General features: G+C 59.9%; 8 protein-coding genes and 2 pseudogenes. 9 read left to right on the top strand and 1 reads right to left on the bottom strand.

The features are described from left to right. The 4 genes and pseudogenes from AB0A65_RS13255 to AB0A65_RS13240 all read left to right on the top strand — a co-directional run. On the top strand, window positions 1–303 hold a 303-nt coding region (locus tag AB0A65_RS13255; RefSeq protein WP_359950818.1), incomplete at its 5' end, for a hypothetical protein. Window positions 304–581: 278 nt separating this feature from the next. Then, on the top strand, window positions 582–818 hold the full coding sequence (locus AB0A65_RS13250; protein WP_359950816.1) for a hypothetical protein: 237 nt from the start codon (window positions 582–584) through the stop codon (window positions 816–818). Between the two features lie 1024 nt (window positions 819–1842). Next, a complete protein-coding gene (locus AB0A65_RS13245) occupies window positions 1843–2166 on the top strand; it encodes a hypothetical protein (protein WP_359950814.1) in 324 nt (107 codons plus the stop codon). Between the two features lie 37 nt (window positions 2167–2203). Further along, window positions 2204–2498: pseudogene (locus AB0A65_RS13240) on the top strand (transposase family protein); the annotation flags it as partial. Between the two features lie 362 nt (window positions 2499–2860). Here the strand turns inward: AB0A65_RS13240 and AB0A65_RS13235 are convergent. Then, complete coding sequence (locus AB0A65_RS13235; protein WP_359950812.1) at window positions 2861–3175, bottom strand: transposase; 315 nt, start codon at window positions 3173–3175, stop codon at window positions 2861–2863. Window positions 3176–5336: 2161 nt separating this feature from the next. Here AB0A65_RS13235 and AB0A65_RS13230 point away from each other — a divergent pair. The 5 genes and pseudogenes from AB0A65_RS13230 to AB0A65_RS13210 all read left to right on the top strand — a co-directional run bounded on the left by AB0A65_RS13230 (window position 5337) and on the right by AB0A65_RS13210 (window position 9367). Next, window positions 5337–5669 carry a hypothetical protein gene (locus AB0A65_RS13230; protein WP_359950810.1) on the top strand — a complete coding sequence of 111 codons (333 nt, stop codon included), beginning with the start codon at window positions 5337–5339 and terminating at the stop codon, window positions 5667–5669. A gap of 61 nt (window positions 5670–5730) precedes the next feature. Beyond that, window positions 5731–6099, top strand: a pseudogene (locus tag AB0A65_RS13225) (transposase); the annotation flags it as partial. Between the two features lie 80 nt (window positions 6100–6179). Next, the gene (locus AB0A65_RS13220; RefSeq protein WP_359950808.1) at window positions 6180–6398 is read left to right on the top strand and encodes a MerR family transcriptional regulator; all 219 of its coding nucleotides are present in this window, start codon (window positions 6180–6182) and stop codon (window positions 6396–6398) included. Continuing rightward, the gene (locus tag AB0A65_RS13215; RefSeq protein WP_359950806.1) at window positions 6395–6601 is read left to right on the top strand and encodes a hypothetical protein; all 207 of its coding nucleotides are present in this window, start codon (window positions 6395–6397) and stop codon (window positions 6599–6601) included. The genes AB0A65_RS13220 and AB0A65_RS13215 overlap by 4 nt, the downstream gene beginning before the upstream one ends. 153 nt (window positions 6602–6754) lie before the next feature. After that, a complete protein-coding gene (locus tag AB0A65_RS13210) occupies window positions 6755–9367 on the top strand; it encodes a DEAD/DEAH box helicase (RefSeq protein ID WP_359950804.1) in 2613 nt (870 codons plus the stop codon). The last annotated feature ends 130 nt before the right edge of the window (window positions 9368–9497 follow it).

Below are 9497 nucleotides of genomic sequence, written 5' to 3'. Positions count from 1 at the left end.
AAGCGCATCGAGGACCAGCTCGTCAACCGCGACATGGCCCTGGAGCTGACGGACAACGCGAAGCTGTACCTCGGCCACAAGGGCTACGACCCGGTAATGGGCGCGCGGCCGCTGCGCCGCACGATCCAGCGCGAGATCGAGGACACGCTCTCGGAGAAGATCCTCACACAAGGGACACCTCTCACGCCCCATGAGCCTCAACCACCAAGGACTTCGCCTGGGTGGGCACGGTGCCTCGTCGAAAATTTTTTCCAATGCGGCCAGACAATTCCCCTCTTTTCGAACACGGTCCTGGTTGACTAGAGCCCGGCGGACTGGCTGATTAACCTTGTAGCGCAACGGATTTCACCGCAATGTCGTCTCGATGAGGTACTCGTGACCCTGCGCTCCGCGAGAACTCTCCCCGCGAACCTGGGTCAGCCGCAGGCAAAGCTGACCCCGTCCTGGGATACTCTGGTCGAGAACACGCGGGGACAGTCGGGAAAATATGACTTAGTCCGGCGCCCCGAGAAAGTTCCGCTTCCAATTGCCCCGGCCCGCCCGGGTCGGGGCTCCTACAAAACAATGCAAGGGGAAACCTCATGAACGAAGGTTGGCAGATTCGATCCTGCCTTCCGACGCCGCTTCTGCTCGACGAAGTTCGCGCGCGTTACTTCTCCACCACAGAGACCGTGATCACCGTCACGATCGCTCTCATCGCGACGGTCTCGTACCTTAAGGACGGCATTGATGCCGCTATCGCCCTGACCGTAGCGGTCTGTGGCGGCGTCGCAACCGTCCTGAAGGCCATCCCGACCCGAACGCTTCTCGCTTCCTAGACCGAGAAGCAATGTCGAGCGGACAACCGCCGACCAAGACCCCGGCCGTGCTAGTGAACTTCAAGGAGTGCCTCCGCGAAGTTCACTGGCACGCCGGGCGTCCCACATTGTCGGCCATGTCGAACGAGGTGAACTACTCCCCTGCAGCTTTGAGCCGCGTAGTAAGTGGACCACGCGTCCCCTCTTTGGAGGCAACGCTCGCGTTTGTCCGAGCTTGCGGGGGTGACTGCCCCCACTGGGGCGCGCAGCATGGAATTCTGAAAAAAGCTCTTCATAATTCAACTGATGCAAACTTTACCCCATTTAGTGGTTTTAGACCGTATCTCGGCGCGCCTGCCGAGCCACACGTCCGGTTTCCCGCCCGACCGATGACTCCCGCGGTCTTCGCGTCCGCGATGTCAAAACTTCGGAGCGGATCAAAGTTGACGCTCTCGCAGATCGCCTCGGCCACCACGAGCGAAAGTGTGCTACGCCATATCGGGAAGCCACTCTCAATTTCCACTCTGAGCGACTTGTGCAGCACGAAGCATGGACGAGTTCCGTCCGAGCGCACAGTACGAGGTTTTCTACTAGCGCTCGGCGGCAATCAGAGCGATATTAGCCACTGGCTAAGCTTCCGGTCACAGATTATCCAGTAGTAATCCTTCAAATGCAACGGGTGCGGTCTTGACGCGAACACGTCAGTCCGCACCCGTTGAATTTGCCCTCAGGGCGGCCCTAAAGGTTGCCCCGTTATTGGAGCTGAGGGTCGTTGATCGCGGCGATCCTCGTTGCGCCTCGGTTTCGGGTCAGGCGGTGCGGGCGAGGTTGTGGAGGCGTGCGATGCCGAGCATCGCTTCGGCGACACCGTCGCGTTGCGGACCGCCTGCTCGGCGCCGGACTCGCCGAAGGCCTTGCAGTCGTTGCGGTTGCCCGGCAACGGTACGCTCACAACAGCCACATCGTGGGCGCGTCCTCACGGGTGGGTGCGGACGATCCAGCATGGTTCTGGAGGCCGTCGATGCGCCCGATATCATTTCTGTACATGAACATAGAGGACGAGTTCCGCCGGTACGGTGCGTACTGGAAGCTCATGTGGGGTGTACGTCTGGTGCTGTTCTCCCCGCTGATGCTCGCCATACTGGTCGTCCTTAATCTGTTCGTCTCGACGCCCGGCGACGTGTTCGCCGGAGCGCTCTTCGTCGATGCCGTCGGTGCGTTGGCCTGTTTCGTGCCGGGTTTGATCGGTTTGTTCGCGTTTCTCGACGTCAGCGTGCCCGATCAGAAGAAACGCGACGATCTCGCCGCAGTACGGGGCGATATCTGGCTCTCGATGGTTCGCGAAGCCGTGTTCCTACGAAGGAAATGAGCCCTATACCGCTTGCGCCGCAAAGGCTTAAGATGCTGTGGTGGGTGTGGTGACAGCAGCTGAGGAGTGCTGGATCGAGCCGTTCTCAGGATTGCGGCCCAAGGTCTTCACTCGCCTCGTGCGCCAGCTCGAGCGCGAAGGCGCCGACGCTGTCCACCGAGGCCGACCGTGGAGTCTGTCCCTGGCCGACCGGGTCCTGCTGGTCGCCGCGTACTGGCGGACCAACCTCACTTTGCGCCAGCTTGCGCCACTGTTCGGCGTCTCGAAGTCCACAGCCGACCGCGTCATCGACGACCTGGGACCGAAGCTGGCACTGCCCGCGCAAGCGCTTCACCCCGGGCAGCACAGTGAGTGCCCTGGCTCGAGGCGAACGCCCTCAACCTCAAGATCACCCTGCCAAGCAGGATCACTGAGCACCTAATGGTTACTTCCATCCGCAGTGAGCCGATCGGCCATCTCAAAGACCTTCGCCTACAGTTCGCCTGTGCTGCAATTGAAAGCGATCATCGACTCGCAGGCCACGAACCGCTTCGCCCCTGGTCGCTCAACGAACATGGAAAGGGGCAGGGCGCTTAACCTTCGTCGATGAACTTGAAGCCAGTTCTAGCTTCTCTGATCACGAAGTAGTGAAATCAGGTGGTCCATCCTTCCCTTCAACGGTAAAGAATATTTCTCATTCTCCGTCAGATTTCGCCTACAGCCAGCAGACGGTGGACCAGTCCATCTCTCCGAGCGCATGCAGCTCGGATAGGCGCAAGCAGTGGAACCGGTCCCACACCTCGGCCTCACACCAGCGGCAGAAACGCCGCCAGCAGGTGATGCCCGAACCGAAGCTGAGTTCGGGTGGCAGGTGCTTCCAGTTGATTCTGTCGCAGAGCACGAACTGGATGCCCAGCAAGCATTTCCGGTCATCAAGGGGGACAGGCCCGCGCTTCCCAGGCCGGCGAACCGGCAGGAGCGCCCCGGTTCGAGCCGACAACGCCTCCTCGATCTCCCACGGCTTCGCCATGACGACTCAACGAGGAAACCCTAAGCCGCACAACCAGTCCGATCACCAGCGAACTTGAAACCAGTTCTTGGCCTCCAAGTCACCCGACTCGATGCGAATGCGGCATCGGTTTAGTTGGCCAGCCCGGCAAACCGGCAAGCATCCGGGGATGCAGTCAATCACCCCGCTCCGTACTACCCCCCTCCGACCGCTTCCAAAGACTCATACCGAGTACAGGCAGTTGTGGGTCAGCTTCTATCCATCCCCAGAAGCCCCTGCAAGACAGCTCGTTAGTTCTTCATCGAAGTTCAAACGCCTGCTCATTCCACAAGGTACAGACCATCAAATTAAGTCCATAAGGTACTCATATTTCTGGGTCATCTTGATTTTTCGGCGAGACAGGTTGCAGCGCAACCAACTTGGCAATGATCACAACCTCAACGTTCGCGGTTGCAGATCGTGAACTAGGTCGGCGAGACCCTGAGAGTGAACACTGCCCGTACCGGCACCACTCAGTTGAAGGCCATGTGCGACTCATCAAAGCAGTTGATTAGGTGCCGCTACGGCCGACCGATTGCCTGCTGCAGCCCGGAGCACCGGCAACACAGGATGCATTCACTTGTCGACGTAGTGTTGCGATACCTGACGTTTTCGCAGTTCGAACACCAGGTCATCAACACTGACGCATCAATGATGATTGGCTGGCTGGCTGGCCGCGGAGGCCGTTGGAGCGGTCTGCAACGCAGGCTGTGGTAAAACTGACTGATTGCCCGCCGCTTGGCTTCCATGCAAGCTCCCCGCTTCGGCAAGAGCGGATTCCATCGGCCCAACCGGATATTGAACGTTACGCAACCGGGATTCTTGTTGGGCTGCAAGAGATTTGAGCATCCAAGGATGGTTCTCGCGACAGCCATCTCCTGGCGATGAGATTGAACAGGCGCCTGGCGAACAGAATCAAAACCCCTGGCAGGCAATACAACCAACGGCGCGGACCCACAGCAACTGTGAGTCCGCGCCCCGAGAGCGTTCCGCTTCCAAACAAAACAAGCTCGGATCTTGAGCATACACCTTGCCCTGGAACCGCAGCAATTGGAACCAATCAAAACCAGACATATCATGATATAACTCACGAGATGGAAGATCGATCCGCTACCTTGGACTTGGGCTTGGCTGCCTAGAGGAATGATTCCCCATAACCATCAGTTCCGGCAAACCTCTCCGTCGTACGAAACCATGGATTTTCGCCGACAGCACCGAGCTCACCTGCAATAACGCTGGTCCGACCAGCAGTCAAGGTGGCAAAAGACTCGGACGCATCGGGCCTGTCGCCAACTCACCCGACACTGCGCTGCAGACCGCTCCAACAACACCCTGCAACCAGCAAGTCAATCAACCAACATCGATACGCCAGCAATACCAACATGCATTTGACCTGCAACAACACCCGATCCAACGGCGCCACGGCGCCACGGCTATGAGTGAATACACCCAGCGTCCCTGACACTGCAGACCGCTCCGGGCAATCACCGCTGACACTGCAGACCGCTCCGGGCAATCACCGCTGACACTGCAGACCGCTCCGGGCAATCACCGCTGACACTGCACTGCAGACCGCTCCAACAACACCCTGCAACCAGCCAGTCAATCAACCAACATCGATACGCCAGCAATACCAACATGCATTTGACCTGCAACAACACCCGATCCAACGGCACCACGGCGCCACGGCACCACGGCGCCACGGCGCCACGGCTATGAGTGAATACACCCAGCGTCCCTGACACTGCAGACCGCTCCGGGCAATCACCGCTGACACTGCACTGCAGACCGCTCCAACAACACCCTGCAACCAGCCAGTCAATCAACCAACATCGATACGCCAGCAATACCAACATGCATTTGACCTGCAACAACACCCGATGTCGTCACCAATCAGGTGATAGCGATCTTCGCAAACCAGGCCAGTTCCGGACCGATGGCCGCAAGATTATGACTTTGGACCTGGACGCACTTCAATCATGGATAGGCTTCCACAATCCAAACTAGCCAGTGGACCAAAAGTAACGCTTCACGATGCCTACAAAGTCGCATCACTAAGATGCGTGTCTCAGTTGGTGGCGGTCATGTGTTGCGGGGCTGAAACAGGGTTGGAAACCGGTCTGACTTGAGCAACGATGTTCACATGGATGAAGACGAGCTCCAAGAGATCGAGCGTTGCAGTGCCGCTGCCACGCCGGGCCAGTGGTTTGTTCGCTTCCTCGATGATGACCACGCCATGAACCTCGTCGCGGTGAGCACCGTTGAAGACTCCGGCGCGGGTGAGCGTTGGCTGGCTTTTAGCCATGAAGAGATCATCGCCGCGACGCTCGTACAGCATCCGCGTTATGTCGATGTGGAAGACGAGCGCTGGGATGAGAACGCCGCATTCATCGCGATGGCCCGCGAGGCGATCCCTCGTCTGGTCGCCGAAGTAAGGCGGCTCCGGGATCGACTCACCGATCCCGAAGATACTTGAGCCCGGTGTTCGCGCGAACCCGGTTACCTCCAAGACCACAGCAGAACTGTATAGATCTGGCGTGGATGAGTTCGCCAAACGTCTTGTGCCCAATGGGCTGGGAGATCACCTAGCCGCTGATACCGGCCCCACCGAAGCGGGCCCAGGGCCGTGGTATCCCCCGGGCTGTTGACCGGCAGGTGTTCTGCGCGATCGTGTACGTGCTGACCACCGGCTGCGCCTGGCGGCACCTGCCGCCGACCTTCGGTGTCTCCCAGCAGACCGCGCACCGGCGCTTCACCGAATGGTCGAAGGCCGCCCTTTGGTCGAAACTCCATCGGGCCGTTCTCGACCGGCTCGGCGCAGCCAGCGAGATCGACTGGTCGCACGCCATCATCGACGGCGTGAGCTTGCGCCAAAGTGGAGATCGCTGACCGGACCAAACCCGATCGCGGCAAGCCGGGTCCGTGGACTGTGAGTGTGGTTATTGGCTGTTGACCTTCATGTCGGTTGAAGTCCCACACTCGCAGGGTGACCAACCCTGACTTGATGACGATCTGCGCCTTCGCACAGCGCTTCGGCCTCACGGCGGGCGCGTTGCGGTTCTACGCCGATTCGGGCCTGCTGCTGCCGACCGAGTTCGACGGTGTCTCGGGGTATCGGTTTTACGCCCCGGCGCAGATCGAGCGTGCGGTACTGGTCCGGCGGCTCCGTGGGATCTGCATACCCTGGAGGCGATCGAGACGGTGATCGCCGCCGCTCCTGCGGTGATGGTGCGGCTGGTCGATGAGCATCTCGAACACCTCGGCGAGGAGGTTGCGATCACACGCGAACGGGCGGCGGCCGCCAAAGCCGATCTGGTCGATACGCCGATGCCGGCCGTGGCCTCGCTGAGCGGACCGATCCTGACCGCGACCAACGGGGCGGCCGTCCTGGACAGTCTGCGGTTCTAGTCCGGCGTGGATGCGGTGGTGCTGATCCACACAGCCCCAGCTGGGCAGCGGCACTCCGCGTCTCCGCACTCGCGACGGCCCAGTCGACGGCAGATCGATACCAATTGGGGTGGTGAGCCGCTCCCTGCTGGTTGTCTGCGCGAGAATGTGAAGATGACCCTCGAAGATGGCGAGCGGCCCCGGCCGCGCTTCAGGAAACGTACTGAGCAGCCGGTCGGCGCAACCGATCCGGAGGCCTTGTTTGGAGAGCTCCCGCGTGCGTCAAACGGTGTTGGTGCGCTCTGGTCGCATCAGGCCGATCAGCTCCGAACCTACGCTGAGATGCCTCAGGAGACACCTGACGTTGCGCTCGAGCTCCCAACCGGGTCGGGAAAGACTCTCGTTGGGCTGCTCATCTCAGAATGGCGGCGGCGCACGCTCCGCCAGCGCGTTGTCTATGTCTGCCCGACAAAGCAACTCGCCCGGCAGGTTCTCAAGAAGGCGGACGACCAGGGTATCCCCGCCGTGCTGCTTATCGGACCTCATGGAACCTGGGACCAGGCGGAACTTGCTCGCTACACACGAGGCGACGCCATCGCTATCAGCACATACAGCGCAATATTCAACCTCAACCCTCACCTGAATGACGCCCAGACCCTAATATTCGACGACGCACACGCAGCCGAGGGCTTCGTGGCCGAGGCATGGGCACTGAGTGTAAGCCGAAACGACGGCGCGTACGAACAACTCTTCGACGTGCTCAAAGACTCGATCGATCCCTCGCTCGCGTCCCGAATGCTCGCCCCCGATGGTCCAACTACCGACAGGAGTACAGTCCGCCTCCTACCAATCGGCACCATCTCCCACCACGCGAACGACATAGCTCAAGTGCTCGCACTGCTCCAGGGAGACGCCTCCTACCGCTTCAGGATGCTGCAGGCGAATCTTGCGTCCTGCCTGTTCTACGTTTCCTGGCGCGAATTTTACATCCGGCCAATGATCCCACCGACCTTCGAGCACGCCCCCTTCACCAACCCAGCGCAACGCGTTTATCTGTCAGCCACCATCGGGGATGCCGGCGAGCTCGAGCGCGCATTTGGACGGACTGGCATTAAGCGGGTTCCGGTACCAGCGGCGTGGGACAGGACCGGCAGCGGCCGCCGCTTCTTCGTCTTCCCCGGGCTCGCATCCGCTCCAACAGAGCCAACGGCGAACGACTACGATAGCGGCCCAGAGGTCAGACTTGTCGGCGCGCTGCTCGAGCTAGCCCCAAAACGGCTCGTGCTCACCCCCGACGACGATTCCGCTCATCATATTGCCAATGCAATCAAGGTTCCTGACGATGAGCGATTCACCGCCAGGGATGTCGAAGCTGGGATCCAGCCGTTCATCGATGCCGAAACTGGCACGCTCCTGGCGCCGAATCGGTATGACGGCATGGATCTCGCAGCCGACTCTTGCCGAATGATGCTCATGGCAGGTTTGCCTACAGCATCGCATCTCCAGGATCGGTTTCTCGAAACCAAGCTGCGAGCTTCAGAGGTGCTTCAAGAGCGAATCCGTACGCGCGTATTGCAGGGTGCCGGGCGGTGCACGCGGGGACCTCAAGACTGGGCGGTTGTCATCGTCGCAGGCGAAGACATCCTGCGATTCCTATGCCGTGACGAGGTCCGGAAGTCACTACCAATCGAGCTGCAAGCCGAGATCAGTTTTGGGCTCGATCAGAGCCAAGTGCCCGCAGACGACCTGCTCTTCCTCGCCAAGAGCGCATTTGAACAGGACGATATCTGGATTGAAGACGCAGAACCCGAGCTGGCGACACTGCGGCGAGCAGCAGTCCGCACACCGCAACCCAATGTCACGGAACTCGCTACGAGCGCTGCCCGTGAAGTTAAAGCGTGGAATCTGGCGTGGCGGCAGGACTGGGAGGGAGCCACGCGGGCTGCAATTGATGTGCTCGAGCATCTCACCGCCCCGGGGCTCCGGTCATACCGCGCCCTCTGGGCCTACCTTGGGAGCGCATGGTCCTCACTCTCCGCTCCGGCAAGCAACTCGGCCGCAGAGCGAAGCGCCGAGCTGCTCCGCAAGGCTCATAAGTCCGCTGAAGGAACCACATGGTTGAAGGAGATCCAGCCCCTCCCGTCTGCCATGCTGGACTCTGAACCAGTCGATGAGGAAAGCGTCAATCGTGTCATTGAACTACTGAACGGCAAGTTCAAGTCAGCAGCAAAGTTCAACCGACTGTCAGCTGCGATGCTGGCGGACCTTAATCAGCAAAATGCCACAAAATACGAGCAAGCACTGGTCACACTCGGCGAATTTCTAGGGGCCGAGTCGTTCAAACCGTCCGGTAAAGGACGAGCCGATGCAGTATGGCTCTGGGACCCAATGTGGATTTTGATTGAGGCGAAGAGCGAACAGACGGCTGACGGCATGCTTAGCATGGACTACGTCCGGCAAGCCAACACTCAGCTCACGACGATGGCAGAAGATCGTGAAATGGACTCACCGCCGGGCGCCAGCATATCGGTTATCGTGTCGCCGCGTAGCATCGTCGACCCTGACGCTGTACCCATCGCCGCAACTCATCTACACCTGGCGCCTCCCAGACTCATCCTCGACATTGCGCACGATGTTGTACGCGCATGGAAGGAGCTGCGAGGCATCGGTCACGGTGTGGCCAGCGAGACGGTGCATCCGGAAGCGGCTCGCATCTTCTGGGAGCATCGCGTGCTTCCCACCAATATTCGCGAGCGCTTGTCCAAGGACCCCATACGGGGTGCGTAAGTCACCATCGATAGACGAACGCTCTGGTCTGCGGTTCAGAGGGAAGCCTCGTACGTATGTGTCCCGCATAGCAAGGAACGCAATTAAGTGGACCGAATCGGTTGCACGCCAACCAAATCGACACGTGGGA

This window comes from Glycomyces sp. NPDC047010 (assembly GCF_040644205.1).
In the GTDB taxonomy this organism is placed as follows: domain Bacteria; phylum Actinomycetota; class Actinomycetes; order Mycobacteriales; family Micromonosporaceae; genus Glycomyces.
This window is presented reverse-complemented; position numbering and strand designations above follow the sequence as displayed.